This is a genomic window from Amnibacterium sp. (genome assembly GCF_025463795.1).
Lineage (GTDB): Bacteria > Actinomycetota > Actinomycetes > Actinomycetales > Microbacteriaceae > Amnibacterium.
Genome location: NZ_JAODBE010000033.1, coordinates 1 through 17,887, shown reverse-complemented (window position 1 = coordinate 17,887; position 17,887 = coordinate 1). Strand labels below are relative to the sequence as shown.

Genomic DNA, 17,887 nt, shown 5'->3' with positions numbered 1-17,887 from the left:
ACCCGTGGCAGGTCTTCGCCCGCACCCACGCGATCGGTCAGGTCGCGCCGGGCAAGGTCACGAAGCTCGTGCCGTTCGGTGCGTTCGTCCGCGTCGCGGACGGCATCGAGGGCCTCGTCCACATCTCGGAGCTCTCCAGCCGGCACGTCGAGCTCGCGGAGCAGGTCGTGTCGGTCGGCGAGGAGGTCTTCGTCAAGATCATCGACATCGACCTCGAGCGTCGCCGCATCTCCCTCTCGCTCAAGCAGGCGAACGAGGGCGTCGACCCCGAGAGCACCGAGTTCGACCCGGCGCTCTACGGCATGTTCACCGAGTACGACGAGCAGGGGAACTACAAGTACCCCGAGGGCTTCGACCCGGAGACCAACGAGTGGCGCGAGGGCTTCGAGGCCCAGCGCGACAAGTGGGAGCAGGAGTACGCGGCGGCCCAGGCCCGCTGGGAGGCGCACAAGGCGCAGATCCTCAAGCAGCAGACCGATGACGCGGTCGCCGCAGGCGCCGGCACGTTCGCGAGCGAGCCGACCACGTCGGGGCGTCTCGCGGACGACGAGTCCCTCGCTGCGCTGCGCGAGCGTCTCTCGAGCCACTAGACCGGCTCACTGAGCACGAAGGGCGGCCTCCCGTTGGGGAGGCCGCCCTTCGCCGTTTCCGCCGCTATCCGGACGCGGGAGCGGGCATCCGCACGTCCTTGACGAGGAGGCAGGCGGCGAGCGCCACCACGCCGATCGCACCCGCACCGAGCAGGGCGGGACGCAGCCCGACGAGCGACGCCATCGGCGCCGCGAGCGCCTGGCCGACCGGGATGGCCAGGTAGGAGCCGAGCATGTCGTACGACGTCACGCGGGCGAGGAGCTCGGTCGGCACCCGGCGCTGCTGCTCGGTCTGCCACAGCACCTCGAAGACCTCCGTGACGGTGCCGACCAGCAGCAGGAGGACGACGAGCACCGCCGGGACTCCGACGAGCACGACGAGCGCGGGGATCGCACCGAACGGCACGGCGCAGCAGACGGCGACGGCGAGCGGGCGACGCGGGCGCACGTGCAGCGCGACGAACCCGCCGAGGACGAACCCTGCGGTGATCGCGGCGAGTGCGAGCCCCCACACGGTCCGGCCGAGCACGCGGTCCGCGTAGACCGGTCCCAGCACGGTGACCGCGCCGGCGTACGCGGCGTTCGCGACCGTGAAGGCGACGACGACGGACCAGAGCCACCGGCGCGTCCGGAAGGCCTGCCAGCCCGCCGCGATGTCGGCGAGCAGGGACGTGCGGTCGGTGCGGACGAGCGGCGGGACGCGGAGACCGGCCCAGGCGACCGCAGCCGCCAGGAAGGTGAACCCGTCGACGCCGACGACCGCCGCCGAGCCGATCACGGCGACCGCGGCGCCCGCCACCGCTGTGCCGACGAGCGACGCGGTGTTGGTGCCGATCCGGGAGAGCGTGTTGCCCTCGTGGAGCAGCTCCGTCGTGAGCGTCTGCGGGACGAGGGCCGTGGTCAGCGGCTGGGACACCGCGGCGGCGGCGCCGTTCAGGGCGGCGAGCCCTGCGACGACGGCGACCAGGTCGAGGTGGGCCGCCACGACTCCGGCGACGCCCAGCTGGGCGGCGCCGCTGATCGCGGCCGACCCGACGAGCAGCGGACGACGGGGAAGCCGGTCGGCGAGCGCGCCGCCGACGAGCAGCAGCACCACGTTCGCGGCCGATCGCGCGGCGACGACGAGGCCGAGCGCTGCGACCGAATGCGTGAGGTCGAGCATCGCGAACGCGAGCGCGACCGTCGCGAGCCCGTTCCCGAAGCGGCTGATCGTGGCGCCGACCACGAGGCGACGGAACGCGGGGACGCGGAGCGCCGCACGGGCACCACCGCTCGGGCGGCCGCCGACGGGTGGTTCGGGCATCCGGCCACCGTACGGCCGGCCGGCGACGGGCTGTCTAGGCTCGCTCCGTGCCCTTGATCGCGCTCACCGGCGGCATCGCGTCGGGCAAGTCCACGATCGCCGCCCGCCTCGCCGAGCTCGGCGCGGTCGTCGTCGACGCGGACGCCCTGTCCCGCGAGGTCGTGGAGCCGGGGGAGCCGGCGCTGGACGCCATCCGCGAGGCGTTCGGCGGCGACGTGCTGCAGCCGGACGGTCGGCTGGACCGGCCGGCGCTCGGCCGGATCGTCTTCACGGACGGGACGGCGAGGCAGCGACTCAACCGGATCGTGCATCCCGCGGTCGTCCAGCGGTCCCACGAGCGCTTCACGGCGGCGTTCGCCAGGGACCCGCACGCCGTGGTCGTCTACGACGTCCCGCTGATCGATGCGCGCGGCGTGGGGGAGTTCGAGCGCATCGTCGTCGCGGACGCGCCGGCCGCCACGCGCCGCCGCAGGCTCGTCGAGCTCCGGGGCATGACGGAGGACGATGCCGGAGCCCGCATCGCCGCGCAGCTCGACGACGACGCGCGGCGCGCGCTGGCGAGCGACCTGATCGACACCGGCGGCAGCCTCGAACACACGATCGCGCAGACCGACGCGCTCTGGCGCCGGCTGACGTCCCGTGCCTGACCGGGTCAGCCCCGGGACGCGACCAGCATCCGGTTCAGCGCCCGCGTGAGGTTGCGCGAGCGCCGCAGCGCCCGCCGCGCCGCGATCGTGCTCTCGTGCCGACCGACGTGGTACGCGAACTGGACGATCGGCGACGAGCGGACGAGCGACATCTCGGGGGAGCGCGTGAAGCGCGAGATCGAGTCCCGCCAGAGGAGCAGCTTCGCGAGCGACGCGATGGTGAACGCGGGCGCGTACTCGCGCTCGACGTCGCCGAGCTGCGCCGCGTCCTTCAGCGGCGCGAGGTACGTCGCGAACGCGCGGTCCTCCGGGTTCGAGCCGTAGTACGAGAAGGCGAAGCGGAACACGTCGTGGTCGATCACGGCCTGATCGACGAACGCCTGCCGCCCGTACTCGTGGGCGAAGCGGGGCAGCTCCTGCTCGAGCGCGGCGTGCAGCGCGGCGTCGTGCCCGCGCGGCGAGAAGACGGCCTCCACGCGGCCGTCGCGCAGCTCGTACCCCTCCGTCGTCCCGTAGGGGAGGTTCGCGAAGATCGCCTCGGCCGCGAGGAAGTCGTACCTGGCCGCCGTGAAGTTGTAGCGGACCGAGTCCCCGATCGTCGGATAGATGCTCCGCGCGTAGTACATCCGCGAGCCGGTACCGGGGCCGAACGCGGCGTCCATGAGCCGGGACAGGCAGTCCTGCGTGTAGCCGCGACCCCAGTACTCGACGAACGCGTAGTCCTCGTCCGGGTCGATCTCCTGCCGCAGGTACTGCGTCACGAGCGGGCGTACGTCGGCGGCCACCGCGAGCAGGTGCTCGTGGAAGCGCGTCGAGGCCTTCATCGCGTGCAGGATGGACCGCACGAGAGCCGTGTCGAACGAGTCCGAGAACAGGACGTCCTCGAACTCGGGGAACAGCTCCGCGAAGGTCGCGGCGTCCAGCCGGGCGGCCGCGAGCAGGGCCTCCGGCGTCTTGACGCCCGAGAAGTTGCCGTGGATGCGGAAGACGTCCTCGTCGAGCTCGTCCACCTGCGACGCGATCCGCCACGCCTGCCGGGAGCCGTAGAGGTATCGGGTCTTCAGGTCGAGCCCGCGCTCCTCGATGAGCGCGTCCGCGATCCGCTTCAGATGGTGGCCGTCGCGGGAGATGAAGTAGAGCGTCCTCGTGCCGCGCTGCACCGCGTCACCGAGCACCCAGCTGATGTAGGGCACGAAGTACGGCGCGACGTAGGAGTAGGCGAACCGCTCGACGCCGGACAGGGACGGGTCGTGGTCGTGGGCGCGCATCATGGCGCCGACGAGGTGGGCGTCGAAGGTGCTGCCGTAGGTCGCGAGGTCGCCCGGGTAGCCGGACAGCTCCGGCTTCACGCAGGCGCGGGCGGTGATCCCGAGCGCCTCGGCCTGCGCGATGTCCGCCTGCGGGTTGTCGCCCGTGTGGATCCACTCGCGGAAGTCGTAGCGGAGGTCCTCGTACACCTTCAGGTAGAGGCGCTTGGTGGTCTTCTGCACGCCGTGGTCGTTCGAGAGGTAGAGGGGCAGCTCGGCGAGGGCCGGGTCGGCGGCGGCGAGGATCCGCTTCAGGACCCCGTTCGGCAGGTACATGTCGCTGATCAGGACCACGGTCTCGCCCCGCGCCACCAGCTTCTTCACCTCGGCGACGTTCTTGGCGTCCGGGATCGCGGACGTGATCTCGCCCTCGATCTCCCAGGCCTTCAGCGCCTCGACCTGCTCGGGGGAGAGGTCGTAGAGGTCCGCGACGCGGTCGTAGATGTCGTCGAACCCGATCTCCAGGTCGCCGGACAGCGCGCGCGCCTCCTGCCGGCGGTAGTAGTTCCGTGCCGAGATCTCCGCCTCGGAACGGATCGTCGGGAAGCGACGGACGAGCGCCTCGGGGAAGTCGAGGTCGGACTGCGCCATCCGCTGGGCGACGTAGTGGAAGACGCTCACCGGCTCGACGCCGCGGCGGTGGATGACCGTGTCGAAGACGTCGAAGCTGTACAGCGTCTTCAGCGGCACGGCACGGTGCTCGAACGCGAGCGCGCGGTCGACGAGCACGTCCAGCGACTCGGGGGTCGAGTAGGCCCAGAAGGTCTCGAGCAGCCGGTCGACGGTCGCCTCGTCCGAGGGCACCGGGTCGCGGAGCGCGGCGAGCAGCTCGTCGAACGAGGTCGCCATGGTGCCGCAGGAGAGCTCCTCGTACGACAGGCCCTTGCGCACGTTCTCCTCGAACGATGCCAGGTCGAAGGCGTACCGGATGAAGCGGCGGACGCCGGCCGCGAGCATGTCGTAGTGGATCGAGGAGTAGTCGACGACGCCGATGTCGATCGACGGGAACACCTCGTAGACGTCCTCGGCCGCATCCCAGAACATCAGGCGCGGCTCGGCCTCGTACCGCTGCCGCATCTTCAGGAAGACGGGGTCCTTGACGAGCTTCGGGTGCATCTTCACGACGAGCAGCAGGTCCTCCTGCTCGAGCACCTCGAGCAGGCGCGGCACGTCGGGCAGCGCGTGGTGCAGGAACCCGCCGGCGGGGCCGCGACGCCAGGTGGGCGCGTAGAGCGCGACCCGCGTCGACGACGGCAGGCCGCGGCGTCCCTTGAGGTCGTGGTCGAAGCTCGAGAACGGGCCGTGCACCTGCTGGTACACGTTCTGGGGGTAGCCGCCGCGCACGAGGTCGTCGTCGCCGAGGTCGAGCTGGTCCCGGAAGTGCTCCTCCATCAGCGGCGAGGTCACGAGGAAGAGCTGGTTGTCGCGGAAGACCTGGTTGTTGCGGATGTACTTCGCGGCGATGCGCCAGTCCGCCCAGGCGACGCCCGGCGCGCGCTCGATGGCCTTCACGCCGACGCCGTGCCAGAGGTTGAGCAGGGTCGCCTTGCGCAGCGGCTCGGGCAGGTGCTCCTTGACCTGGTCGACCACGTAGACGGAGGCGCGCTCCTGCAGCTGGCGGCCCGCGTGGGACTCGAACGTGACCGCCTTGAAGCCCAGCCGTCGCACGAACTCCGTCGTCTCCTTCGACGCGGAGATCCAGACCGGCTCGATGTCCGGCCGGTACTTCGCGACGTGGAGGAAGAGCCACTTGGGGTTGCCGGCGAAGACGTTCGCGGAGTTGAAGAGCCAGAGCGGCCGGGTGGTGGTGTTGATGCTCATGGGGTCCAGCTCCGTGGTGTCGGCGGCCGCCGGGCGCGTCGAGGGCGCGCGCCGTCAGGCGCAGAGGGTGCGACGCCGGCCCAGCCGGGCCAGCGGGGCGGTCGCCTCACATTCCCCCGAACGGGGGGCGAAGCCGTGATGACACGCCGGAGAAGGGCAGGTCCGGTTCAGCTGCCGCGATGGACGGCCACGGCGAGCACGTTCGCGGCGCAGACGGCGACGATGCCGGCGACCTGCAGGCCGTCCAGGTGCTGGCCGAGCACGAGCAGCCCGAAGACGGCCGCCGCGACGGGATGCGCGCTCTGCAGCATGCCGAACAGCGAGCGGGGGAGCGTGCGCAGGATCACCAGGTCCAGCGAGTACGGCAGCGCGGAGGACAGCACCCCGGTCACCCCGCCGATGAGGAGCACGTGCGGCAGGTCGCCCCGGGGGAGCCCGAGCAGGATCGCGACGAGGAACGGAAGCGTCAGGACGGTGCCGGTCAGGCCGGCGACCGCCGTGCCCGTCACGCCGGGCAGCGCGCCCGCGCGCTGGTTCAGCAGGATGTACGCGGCCCACAGCACGGCCGCGCCGACCGCGAGCACCAGCCCGAGCGGATCCGCGCGCCGGCCGCCGGCGCCCGGATCGGCCGGGACCGTCAAGGCGACGACCCCGGCCAGCGCGAGCGCACCGCAGGCGGCGTCGCGCCACCGCGGTCCGCGCCCGCTGCGCGTCAGCAGCGCGACGGTGAGCGGGCCGAGGAACTCGATCGTGACCGCCAGGCCGAGCCCGATCCGCTCGACCGCGGCGTAGAGGGACGTGTTCATGCCGACGAGCACCACGCCGAGCAGCAGGGCCGGGGTGAGCCGCCGCAGGCCGATCCGCCGCAGGGGCGGCCGCGCGATCGCGAGCAGCGTGATCGCGGAGACGAGCTGCCGCATGGCGGCCACGCCGAACGGGCCGACGAGCGGGAACACGGTCGCCCCGAACGCCGCCCCCACCTGCACCGACGACGCGCTCACCACGACGCCCGCGATCCGGCGGCGCCGGGAGGCCGGCGACGTCGCTGACTCCGGCACGGTCTGGAGCGTAGCGACGGTGGCGGTCGCGGAGGGGTGTTCGCCACTCGCGGATGCGGCACGCGATGTCGGGGCAGCGACCTAGCCTTGTGCTATGGAGACCACCCGCGCCGTCCGCCCGTTCAGGGTGATCAGCGACTACACCCCGAGCGGCGACCAGCCTCAGGCGATCGCCGAGCTGACGCGCCGGGTGAAGGCGGGCGAGCCCGACATCGTGCTGCTCGGCGCCACCGGCACCGGCAAGTCCGCGACCACGGCATGGCTGATCGAACAGCTCCAGCGGCCCACCCTCGTGCTCGCGCACAACAAGACCCTCGCCGCGCAGCTCGCCAACGAGTTCCGCGAGCTCATGCCCGACAACGCGGTCGAGTACTTCGTCTCCTACTACGACTACTACCAGCCGGAGGCCTACGTCCCGCAGACGGACACCTTCATCGAGAAGGACTCGTCGATCAACTCCGAGGTCGAGCGCCTCCGCCACTCCACCACGAACTCTCTGCTCAGCAGGCGCGACGTGATCGTCGTGTCGACCGTGTCCTGCATCTACGGGCTCGGCGCCGCCGAGGAGTACCTGGAGGCCATGGTGGCCCTCCAGGTCGGTCAGAGGATCAGCCGTGACGCCCTCGTGCGCGGCTTCATCGCGATGCAGTACCAGCGCAACGACGTCGACTTCTCGCGGGGCCGCTTCCGGGTGCGGGGCGACACCATCGAGATCATCCCGATGTACGAGGAGCACGCGGTCCGCATCGAGATGTTCGGCGACGAGGTCGAGGCCCTGTACTCCCTCCACCCGCTCACGGGCGACGTCATCTCGAGCCTGGACGCGGTCTCGATCTTCCCCGCGACGCATTACGCCGCGAGCCCGTCGACGATGCAGCGCGCGATCGGCACGATCCGCGAGGAGCTGCACGACCGGCTCGGCGACCTGAAGCGCGAGAGCAAGCTGCTCGAGGAGCAGCGGCTGCGCATGCGCACATCGTTCGACCTGGAGATGATGGAGCAGATCGGGTTCTGCAACGGCATCGAGAACTACTCGCGGCACATCGACGGCCGCATGCCCGGGCAGCCGCCGCACTGCCTGCTCGACTACTTCCCCGACGACTTCCTCACCGTCATCGACGAGTCGCACGTCACCGTTCCGCAGATCGGCGCGATGTACGAGGGCGACGCGTCCCGCAAACGGGTGCTCGTCGAGCACGGCTTCCGCCTGCCGTCGGCGCTCGACAACCGGCCGCTCACCTGGGACGAGTTCTCGCAGCGCGTCGGTCAGACGGTGTACCTGTCGGCGACGCCCGGGAAGTACGAGCTCGGCATGGCGGACGGCGTGGTGGAGCAGATCATCCGCCCCACCGGCCTGATCGACCCCGAGATCGTCGTCAAGCCGTCCAAGGGCCGCGTCGACGACCTCCTCGAGGAGATCCGCGTGCGCGCCGAGCGCAACGAGCGGGTGCTCGTCACCACGCTCACGAAGAAGAGCGCGGAGGACCTCACCGACTTCCTCGGCGAGGCGGGGGTGCGGGTGCGCTACCTCCACGCCGACGTCGACACCCTCCGCCGCGTCGAGCTGCTCACGGAGCTGCGGCAGGGCGTCTACGACGTCCTCGTCGGCATCAACCTGCTGCGGGAGGGCCTCGACCTGCCGGAGGTGTCGCTGGTCGCGATCCTCGACGCCGACAAGGAGGGGTTCCTCCGCTCGTCCACGTCGTTGATCCAGACCATCGGCCGCGCCGCCCGCAACGTGTCGGGGCAGGTGCACATGTACGCCGACGTGATCACGCCGTCCATGCATCAGGCGATCGAGGAGACGACCCGGCGGCGCGAGAAGCAGGTCGAGTACAACCGCGTGCACGGCATCGACCCCACCCCGCTCCGCAAGCGGATCGCGGACATCACCGACGTGCTCGCGCGTGAGGCGGCGGACACGGACCGGATGCTCGGGCAGCGTGACGGCGGCAAGCGGGCGCCGGTTCCGAACCTGCGGCGCGAGGGCCTCGCCGCCGCCGGAGCGAACGAGCTCGAGAGCGTGATCGCGGATCTGAACCAGCAGATGCTGCAAGCGGCGAACGAGCTGAAGTTCGAGCTGGCGGCACGCCTCCGGGACGAGCTCTCGGAGCTGAAGGGTGAGCTGCGGCAGATGGCGAAGGCGGGCCACCTCGTCTGAGGTGCGCCACCCCGGCCGCGCCGCCTGAGGAGGGCGGCGCGCGCCGGTGGATACAGTGAACGGCGTGCGCCGGCTGCTCCTGACCCTGCGACGGCGGGCGCAGTCCGCCGTGCTCCGCCGGCTGCGCCGGTCCCGCTTCTTCCCCCGCACCATCCCGGACCGGCGGGGCGAGGACCTGGCGATGGCGACGGCCCGGTTCGACGCGACGGTGATGGTCTACTTCCCCGGCGCGCTCGACACCACCTACCAGATCACCCCGTGGCTGCCGACGTTCGAGGCGTTGCACCGGGTGCACCGGGTCGTGATCGTCTGTCAGGACTCCCGCGTCGCCGAGCAGCTCGGCCGGGGGAGCTCCTTCCCGGTCGTGACCATCGCCCGGTACGGCACGCTGGACGGCATCCTGAGCCGCAGCGAGGTGAAGCTCGCGCTCTACGTCAGCCATCTGCCGCGCAACTTCGAGGCGCTGCGGTTCGGCTCGCTGGTGCACGCGTACATCGGTCACGGCGACAGCGACAAGGGCGTCTCGGCGTCGAACCAGCTGAAGGCGTACGACTTCGTGTTCGCCCCGGGCCAGGCGGCGGTCGACCGGATCGAGCGACGGCTCATGCGCTTCGACGCCGCCGCACACTGCCGGATCGTCGGGCAGCCGCTGACCCTGTCCGCGCCGCTGCCCGCCGAGGGTGAGGCGACCGGGTCCGGGGCGGTGCTGTACGCACCGACCTGGGAGGGCGCCCAGCCGTCCGTGGCGTACAGCTCGGTGCTGGCCCAGGGGGAGCGGCTCGTGCGCGGGCTGATCGCCGACGGCCGGTTCCCGGTGCTCTACCGGCCGCATCCGCTCATCGGGGTGACCTCACCCGCCTACGCGGTGGCGGATCGGGCGATCCGCGAGGCGATCGCCGCCGCCGGCGGTCCGCACCGGGTCATCAGCGCCGACGACGAGGCGCTCGAGTCGACCTTCGCGCGGGCCTCCGCACTGATCTGCGATGTCTCCGCCGTCGCGACCGCATGGTTGCCGTCCCTGAAGCCGATCGTCGTGACGGCGTCGGCGGGCCCCGGCGCGGTCTCGGCCGACTCGGGGATGCTGAGCGCGGTGCCGCGCCTGCCCGCGGACGAGGCCGACCGGGCGGCGGACCTCGTCGCGGGGGAGATGCGGGACGAGGAGGGTCGCGGACGACGGCAGCAGCTGGTCGCCTACTACCTGTCCCCGTACTGGCCCGACGGGCTGACCGACCGCTTCGTCGCGGTGTGCGACGAGGTGATCGCGGAGCGCGACGTCCTCCGCGGGCGACTCGTGGAGCAGGGCGCGACCGGCGTCTGAGCGGGTCCCCGCGACCGCGTCCCGGCCGCCGCGTGTGCGCCCTCGGCGGACTGCGCAGGTGGTGTCGGAGGGGCTCCGTACACTCGTCGGGTGCCGATTTCGAGGGTGGTGAGCAGCGCCAAGCTCAGCGTCAAGGGTGCCCGCGTCCACAACCTGCAGGACATCTCCGTCGAGATCCCGCGCGACGCGCTCGTCGTCTTCACCGGCCTCTCCGGCAGCGGCAAGTCCTCGCTCGCGTTCGACACGATCTTCGCGGAGGGGCAGCGGCGCTACGTCGAATCGCTGTCCGCCTACGCGCGCCAGTTCCTCGGTCAGGTCGACCGGCCCGACGTCGACTTCATCGAGGGTCTCTCACCCGCTGTGTCGATCGACCAGAAGTCGACCAACCGCAACCCCAGGTCGACGGTCGGCACGATCACCGAGATCTGGGACTACATGCGGCTCCTCTGGGCGCGCATCGGCGTGCCGCACTGTCCGATCTGCGGCGAGGTCATCGCAAGCCAGACCGTGCAGCAGATCGCCGACCAGCTCATGGAGCTGCCCGAGGGCACCCGGTTCCAGGTCGTCTCGCCGGTCGTCTCGCAGAAGAAGGGCGAGTTCGTCGACCTCTTCAAGGAGCTGACCGCGAAGGGCTACTCCCGGGCGGTCGTCGACGGCGAGACCGTCCAGCTCGCGTCGCCCCCCGCCTTGAAGAAGCAGTTCAAGCACGACATCGCGGTCGTCGTCGACCGTCTCGTCGCCGGACCCGAGCTGCTCACCCGGCTCACGGACTCGCTCGAGACCGCCCTGTCGCTCACCGAGGGCGTCGTGCAGGTGAACTTCGTCGACCAGGACGGCCCGGCGGCGTGGCGCAGCTTCTCGGAGCGGCTCTCCTGCCCCAACAACCACCCGATCCAGCTCGCCGAGATCGAGCCCCGCACGTTCTCGTTCAACGCCCCCTTCGGCGCCTGCCCCGAGTGCTCCGGGCTGGGCACCCGTATGGCGGTCGACGCCGACCTGCTGCTCGCCGATCAGAGCCTCTCGATCCGTGACGGCGTCATCGTGCCGTGGACGAACCAGGGCAAGCAGCTGTTCAACTACTACGAGCGCATGCTGAACGGGCTCGCCCGCGACCTCGGCTTCTCCCTCGACAGCCCGTGGGAGGCGCTCCCGCAGGACGTGAAGGACGCCGTGCTGCACGGCAACAACTTCGAGGTCCGGGTGCGCTGGAAGAACCGGTACGGCCGCGAGATGTCCTACAGCCAGGGCTTCGAGGGCGTCATCCCGTACCTCGAGCGCAACTGGCTGCAGGCGGAGACGGACGTGCAGCGGGCCCGCTGGGCCGAGTACCTCCGCGAGGTGCCGTGCGCCGTCTGCGACGGCAAGCGGCTGAAGCCCGAGGTGCTCGCCGTGCTCGTCGACGGGCACAGCATCGCCGACGTCGGGGACCTCAGCATCGCCGACGCCCAGCGGTTCATGCACACCGTCCAGCTGTCCGAGCGTGACGCGAAGGTCGCCGCGCAGGTGCTCCGCGAGATCCGGGCGCGCCTGGAGTTCCTCACCGAGGTCGGCCTCACGTACCTCTCGCTGTCCCGGTCCGCCGGCACGCTGTCCGGCGGCGAGGCGCAGCGGATCCGCCTCGCCACCCAGATCGGCTCGGGCCTCACGGGTGTGCTGTACGTGCTCGACGAGCCGAGCATCGGCCTGCACCAGCGGGACAACCGGCGGCTCATCGACACGCTCGTGAAGCTGCGGGACCTCGGCAACACCCTGATCGTGGTCGAGCACGACGAGGACACGATCCGCACCGCGGACTGGATCGTCGACATCGGTCCCGGCGCCGGCGTCAACGGGGGCCGGGTCGTGCACTCCGGCGACTACGACTCCCTGCTGTCCGAAGCGGAGTCCATCACCGGCGACTACCTCGCAGGCCGCAGGGTGATCGAGCTGCCCGCCGAGCGCCGCCCGATCGACCGCAAGCGGCGCATCGAGGTCGTCGGCGCCGCGGCGAACAACCTGAAGAACGTGACCGCGTCGTTCCCGCTCGGCGTGTTCACCGCGGTCACGGGCGTCTCCGGGTCGGGCAAGAGCTCCCTGGTGAACGACATCCTCTACCGCGTGCTGGCGAACCGGTTGAACGGAGCGCGCAAGGTGCCCGGCCGGCACCGCCGGGTCAGCGGGCTCGAGCAGCTCGACAAGGTCGTGCACGTGGACCAGGCGCCGATCGGCCGCACGCCGCGGTCGAACCCCGCCACGTACACCGGCGTCTTCGACCGCATCCGCACGCTCTTCTCGGAGACGGCGGAGGCGAAGGCCCGCGGCTACCTGCCGGGCCGCTTCAGCTTCAACGTCAAGGGCGGTCGGTGCGAGCACTGCCAGGGCGACGGCACGATCAAGATCGAGATGAACTTCCTCCCCGACGTGTACGTCGTGTGCGAGGTCTGCCACGGCGCCAGGTACAACCGCGACACCCTCGCGGTGCACTACAAGGGCAAGAACATCGCCGAGGTGCTGGACATGCCGATCGCCGAGGCGGCGGAGTTCTTCGAGCCGATCTCCGCGATCCACCGGTTCCTGAAGACCCTCGTCGACGTCGGGCTCGGGTACGTGCGGCTCGGGCAGAGCGCCACCACCCTGTCCGGCGGCGAGGCGCAGCGCGTGAAGCTCGCCACCGAGCTGCAGCGCCGGTCCAACGGACGCACGGTGTACGTGCTCGACGAACCGACCACGGGGCTGCACTTCGAGGACGTGAACAAGCTGCTCCAGGTGCTGAACGGCCTCGTCGACAAGGGCAACACCGTGATCGTGATCGAGCACAACCTCGACGTGATCAAGTCCGCCGACTGGGTCGTCGACATGGGCCCCGAGGGCGGCGCCGGCGGCGGCATGGTGCTCGCCGAGGGCACGCCCGAGGACATCGCCGAGACGCAGGGCAGCCACACCGGACGGTTCCTGGCGGAGGTGCTCCGCCAGCCGGCGCTCGCCGCGAGCGCGTGAGGCGCAGGGCAGGCCGATGAGCGACACCGTCCCCTGGCGCCCCAAGGCGGGGGAGATCCCCGTCTCGCCGGGCGTGTACCGCTTCCGGGACCCCAAGGGCCGGGTGCTCTACGTCGGCAAGGCGAAGAGTCTGCGCGCCCGGCTGAGCAACTACTTCCAGCCGCTCCGATCCCTGCACGAGCGCACCCGCCGGATGGTCACGACGGCCGCCGGCGTCGAATGGACGGTCGTCGGCAGCGAGTTCGAGGCGCTGCAGCTCGAGTACAGCTGGATCAAGGAGTTCGCGCCGCCGTTCAACGTGCAGTTCCGGGACGACAAGTCCTACCCGTACCTCGCGATCACGCTCGGCGACGACGTGCCGCGCGTCCTCATCACCCGCAACCGCAAGCTGAAGGGTGCGAAGTACTTCGGCCCGTACACGAAGGTGTGGGCGATCCGGGAGACGCTCGACCTGATGCTCAAGGTGTTCCCGATGCGCAGCTGCTCGGACACGACGTACCGTCGCGCCGAGCTGACGGGTCGGCCCTGCCTGCTCGGCGACATCGGCAAGTGCGCGGCGCCCTGCGTCGGCCGGATCCCGCTTCCGGCGCACCGGGGCATCGCCGAGGACCTCGCGTCCTTCATGGCGGGCGGCGACCAGCGGTTCCGCGGCGACCTCACGCGGCGGATGCGGGAGGCGGCCGGGGCCCAGAACTACGAGGCCGCGGCGAAGTACCGCGACGCCCTCGGCGCCATGGAGGCCGCCCTGGCGAAGACCGCGGTCGTGCTCGGCGAGGACGTCGATGCGGACGTCTTCGGCATCGCCGACGACGAGCTCGCCGCGAGCGTGCAGCAGTTCATCGTGCGCGGCGGCCGGATCCGCGGCACCCGCAGCTGGACCGTCGACAAGGAGCTGGACGTCGGCCGCGGCGAGCTCGTCGAGACCGTCCTGCTCGGCGCCTACGAGGACGACGCGTACCCGCCGCGCGAGGTGCTGGTGCCCGAGCTGCCCGAGGACGCGGACGGGCTGGAGACCTGGCTCACCCGGCGTCGTGCCGAGGGGCGCGACGCCGACGGCCTGCGCGGAACAGGGCGGACACGGCTGCGGGTCGCCGGGCGGGGCGAGAAGGCCGCGCTCGCCGAGACGGCCGCGCGGAACGCCGCCCAGGCGCTGATGCTCTACAAGACGCGCCGCACGGCCGACTTCACGGCGAGGTCGCAGGCGTTGAACGACCTGCAGGACGCGCTCGGGCTCGACGAGGCGCCGCTGCGCATCGAGGGCTTCGACGTGTCGCACCTCGCCGGCACGAACATCGTCGCCTCGATGGTCGTGTTCGAGGACGGTCTGCCGCGCAAGGACCAGTACCGCCGGTTCAACGTCGCCTCCTCGACCGACGACACCGATTCCATGTACCAGGTGCTGCGCCGGCGCCTCGCGCATCTCGCGGACGAGGGGGCCGCACCGGCGGCGCAGGGGGAGCGGTTCGCGTACCGACCCAACCTGCTCGTCGTCGACGGCGGCCAGCCGCAGGTCGCGGCGGCGGCCCGGGCCCTGGCGGACGCCGGGGTGACCGGTCTCGCGGTCGTCGGTCTCGCGAAGCGTCTCGAGGAGATCTGGTTGCCGGACAGCGACTTCCCGGTGATCCTGCCGCGCAACAGCGATGCACTCTTCCTCCTGCAGCGGCTGCGGGACGAGGCCCACCGGTTCGCGATCACCCATCAGCGGAGCCGCCGGAAGCGCGACATCGCCTCCCAGCTGGCGGAGATCCCCGGGCTCGGCGAGGCGCGCGTGCGCGTGCTGCTCCGTCACTTCGGCTCCGTCGCGAAGCTGCGGACCGCGAGCGTGGACGCCGTCGCCGAGGTGCCCGGCTTCGGTCCGGTGCTGGCGGCGGCGGTGGTCGAGCGGCTCGCGGCGACGCCCCGACCGGACGAGGGCGAGCCGGAGGAGCCCGCGGCGAGCATCCCGTCGCCCGCTGAACCGTCGGAACCGGCTCCGGTCGGCGGCGGGGAGCCCGCCGACCGGTAGGATCGCCTACCGACCTCCCCCTCTCCCCGAGGAGCCCTGCTGCATGACGGACGGCATCACGTCCGAGGCCGACACCACCGTGTCCACCTCGCCCGCCAACCAGTCCGTGCTGGTCGTCACGGGCATGTCGGGAGCGGGGCGGTCGACCGTCGGCAACGCCCTCGAGGATCTCGGCTGGTACGTCGTCGACAACCTGCCGCCGCAGATGCTGCGACCCCTGCTCGACCTCGCGGGGCACTCGGGCGACCGGCTCTCCCGGGTCGCGGTCGTCGTCGACCTCCGGGGCGGCCAGCTGCTCTCCGAGCTGAACGCGCCGGGAGTGAGCGGGGTCCGGCCCCAGCTGAAGCTGCTCTTCCTCGAGGCGAACGATGCGGCGCTCGTGCGCCGGTTCGAGGCGGTGCGCCGACCGCATCCGATGCAGGGCAGCGGCACGCTGCTCGACGGGATCGCGGCGGAACGTGCGCTGACCCTCGCGGTGCGTGAGCAGAGCGACATCATCATCGACACGTCCGAGCTGAACATCCACCAGCTCGCGTCGGCCATCAACGACCTGTTCTCCGACGACGAGCGTCCGGGGGTCCGGGTCACGATCACGAGCTTCGGGTTCAAGTACGGCGTGCCGACCGACGCCGACATGGTCGCGGACGCCCGGTTCCTGCCGAACCCGTTCTGGCTGCCGGAGCTGCGTCCGCTGACCGGCAAGGACGAGCCGGTCCGCGACTACGTGCTCGGGCAGCCCGGGGCCACGGAGTTCGTGGAGCGGTACGCGGAGGCGCTCGCACCCGTGCTCGCCGGCTACCAGCGCGAGAACAAGAGCCACGCCACCATCGCGGTGGGCTGCACCGGCGGCAAGCACCGGTCCGTCGCGGTGGTCGAACGGCTCGCGACGCTGATCGCCGGGGAGCCCGGCGTGGCGGTCAGCGTGAAGCACCGCGACCTCGGTCGGGAGTAGGCCGGTGTGCGCCGTCCTCCGCGCGGTGCGAGACTGGACCGGCGTCGTCGGCGAGGGAAGCGGGCACGCGGGGGAAGAACGGGGAGATGCGCATTGGCTCTGACCGCCGAGGTGAAGGACGAACTCACCCACGTCGAGGTCGGCAAGACCTCCGTCCGCGCGGCGGAGCTCGCGACGATCCTCCGGTTCTCGGGAGGGCTGCACCTCATCTCCGGGCGGATCGCCGTGGAGTCGGAGCTGGACACCCCGCAGCTCGCCCGTCGTGTGCGGCGTGATCTCAGCGAGCTCTACGGCGTGCGCAGCGAGATGACCGTGCTGTCGGCGTCGGGCGTGCGCCGCACGAACCACTACCTCGTCCGCGTCGTCGACGGCGGCGAGACGCTGGCCAGGCAGACCGGGCTGCTGGACGCCCGCCGCCGGCCTATCCGCGGGCTGCCGAACCGGCTGACCACGGGCGCTCCGGAGGAGATCGAGGCCATCTGGCGCGGTGCGTTCCTCGCCCACGGCTCCCTCACCGACCCGGGCCGCTCCGCGGCGCTGGAGGTCACCTGCCCGGGCAACGAGACGGCGATGGCGCTGGTCGGCGCCGCAGGGCGTCTGCAGGTGCCGGCGAAGGCCCGTGAGGTGCGCGGCGTGCACCGGGTGGTGATCCGGGACGGCGAGGCCATCAGCGACATGCTCGGACACATGGGCGCGAAGCGGAGCGTGCAGAACTGGGAGGACCTCCGCCAGCGGCGTGAGGTGCGTGCGAACACGAACCGGCTCGTCAACTTCGACGACGCCAACCTGCGCCGCAGCGCGCAGGCCGCCGTCGCCGCCTGCGCCCGCGTCGAACGGGCCCTCGAGATCCTCGGCGAGTCGACGCCCGAGCACCTCCGCTACGCCGGCCAGCTGCGGCTCGACCACCGCGACGCGAGCCTCGACGAGCTCGGGCACCACGCGGACCCGCCGATGACCAAGGACGCGGTCGCCGGCCGCATCCGCCGGCTCCTGGCTCTCGCCGACAAGCGTGCCATCGACGAAGGCATCCCCGGCACCGACGCGAACATCCCCGCCGACATCGACGCCTGACTCCGATCCTGCTCGAGCGGCGTGACCGTCGTCACACTCAGCACCGGCCAAGGTCCGGCTGAACGAACGGTCCTAGGCTGGCGAACGACCGCCGAGGAGGACCTGACATGGCCGTTTACACGTTGCCCGAGCTCCCGTACGACTACAGCGCGCTGGAGCCCCACATCAGTGGCCGCATCATGCAGCTGCACCACGACAAGCACCACAACACCTACGTGACGGGCGCGAACACCGCCCTCGATCAGCTCGCCGACGCCCGGGACAAGGGCGATTTCGCGAACGTCAACAAGCTCGAGCGCGACCTCGCCTTCAACCTGGGCGGCCACGTCAACCACTCCGTCTTCTGGACCAACATGTCGCCGGACGGCGGCGACAAGCCCACCGGCGAGCTCGCGGCCGCCGTCGACGACTTCTTCGGCTCCTTCGACAAGTTCCAGGCGCACTTCACCGCAGCGGCGCTGGGCGTGCAGGGCTCCGGCTGGGCCGCCCTGGTGTACGACGGCATCGGGCAGCGTCCCGTGATCGTGCAGTTCCACGACCAGCAGCAGGACTTCCCGGTCGGCGTCGTGCCGCTGCTCCTGCTCGACGTCTGGGAGCACGCGTACTACCTCGACTACGCGAACGTGCGGGCCGACTACGTCAAGGCCTTCTGGAACATCGTCGACTGGGCGAACGTGG

General features: G+C 71.3%; 12 protein-coding genes. 9 read left to right on the top strand and 3 right to left on the bottom strand.

What is annotated here, in order from left to right; all coding sequences use genetic code 11:
• Positions 1-590: S1 RNA-binding domain-containing protein (locus JWQ92_RS02795; protein WP_297342936.1), on the top strand; the 590-nt coding region annotated here is incomplete at its 5' end.
• 64 nt (positions 591-654) lie between these two features.
• Here JWQ92_RS02795 and JWQ92_RS02790 read toward each other — a convergent pair.
• Positions 655-1,893, bottom strand: coding sequence for an MFS transporter (locus JWQ92_RS02790; RefSeq protein ID WP_297342935.1), 1,239 nt, complete (start codon positions 1,891-1,893; stop codon positions 655-657).
• Positions 1,894-1,940: 47 nt separating this feature from the next.
• Between JWQ92_RS02790 and coaE the strand changes: the two genes are divergently transcribed.
• Entirely contained in the window at positions 1,941-2,540 is a 600-nt protein-coding gene (coaE, locus tag JWQ92_RS02785) for a dephospho-CoA kinase (RefSeq protein ID WP_297342934.1), read from the top strand.
• 5 nt (positions 2,541-2,545) lie between these two features.
• Here the strand turns inward: coaE and JWQ92_RS02780 are convergent, their stop codons facing one another.
• Both JWQ92_RS02780 and JWQ92_RS02775 read right to left on the bottom strand, forming a co-directional pair.
• Positions 2,546-5,668: a CDP-glycerol glycerophosphotransferase family protein gene (locus tag JWQ92_RS02780; RefSeq protein WP_297342933.1), complete on the bottom strand. Its 3,123-nt coding sequence runs from the start codon at positions 5,666-5,668 to the stop codon at positions 2,546-2,548.
• Positions 5,669-5,835: 167 nt separating this feature from the next.
• Entirely contained in the window at positions 5,836-6,726 is an 891-nt protein-coding gene (locus JWQ92_RS02775) for an EamA family transporter (protein WP_297342932.1), read from the bottom strand.
• Positions 6,727-6,820: 94 nt separating this feature from the next.
• On the opposite strand from JWQ92_RS02775, the gene uvrB reads away from it, so the two are divergent.
• The 7 genes from uvrB to JWQ92_RS02740 form a co-directional block, all read left to right on the top strand.
• Entirely contained in the window at positions 6,821-8,887 is a 2,067-nt protein-coding gene (gene uvrB, locus JWQ92_RS02770; protein WP_297342931.1) for an excinuclease ABC subunit UvrB, read from the top strand.
• Between the two features lie 64 nt (positions 8,888-8,951).
• On the top strand, positions 8,952-10,205 hold the full coding sequence (locus JWQ92_RS02765) for a CDP-glycerol glycerophosphotransferase family protein (protein WP_297342930.1): 1,254 nt from the start codon (positions 8,952-8,954) through the stop codon (positions 10,203-10,205).
• Between the two features lie 90 nt (positions 10,206-10,295).
• Positions 10,296-13,181 carry an excinuclease ABC subunit UvrA gene (gene uvrA, locus JWQ92_RS02760; protein ID WP_297342929.1) on the top strand — a complete coding sequence of 962 codons (2,886 nt, stop codon included), beginning with the start codon at positions 10,296-10,298 and terminating at the stop codon, positions 13,179-13,181.
• A gap of 16 nt (positions 13,182-13,197) precedes the next feature.
• A complete protein-coding gene (uvrC, locus tag JWQ92_RS02755) occupies positions 13,198-15,186 on the top strand; it encodes an excinuclease ABC subunit UvrC (RefSeq protein ID WP_297342928.1) in 1,989 nt (662 codons plus the stop codon).
• 43 nt (positions 15,187-15,229) lie between these two features.
• A complete protein-coding gene (gene rapZ, locus JWQ92_RS02750) occupies positions 15,230-16,138 on the top strand; it encodes an RNase adapter RapZ (RefSeq protein ID WP_297342927.1) in 909 nt (302 codons plus the stop codon).
• 93 nt (positions 16,139-16,231) lie between these two features.
• Positions 16,232-17,209, top strand: coding sequence for a DNA-binding protein WhiA (gene whiA / locus JWQ92_RS02745; RefSeq protein WP_297342926.1), 978 nt, complete (start codon positions 16,232-16,234; stop codon positions 17,207-17,209).
• A gap of 107 nt (positions 17,210-17,316) precedes the next feature.
• Positions 17,317-17,887: superoxide dismutase (locus JWQ92_RS02740; RefSeq protein WP_297342925.1), on the top strand; the 571-nt coding region annotated here is incomplete at its 3' end.

What these genes read in the sequence shown, in the direction of transcription:
- uvrC (WP_297342928.1), top strand. Translation starts at nt 13,198, where the DNA reads ATGAGCGACACCGTCCCCTGGCGCCCCAAGGCGGGGGAGATCCCCGTC.
- uvrB (WP_297342931.1), top strand. Translation starts at nt 6,821, where the DNA reads ATGGAGACCACCCGCGCCGTCCGCCCGTTCAGGGTGATCAGCGACTAC.
- rapZ (WP_297342927.1), top strand. Translation starts at nt 15,230, where the DNA reads ATGACGGACGGCATCACGTCCGAGGCCGACACCACCGTGTCCACCTCG.
- JWQ92_RS02790 (WP_297342935.1), bottom strand. Translation starts at nt 1,893, where the DNA reads ATGCCCGAACCACCCGTCGGCGGCCGCCCGAGCGGTGGTGCCCGTGCG.
- JWQ92_RS02780 (WP_297342933.1), bottom strand. Translation starts at nt 5,668, where the DNA reads ATGAGCATCAACACCACCACCCGGCCGCTCTGGCTCTTCAACTCCGCG.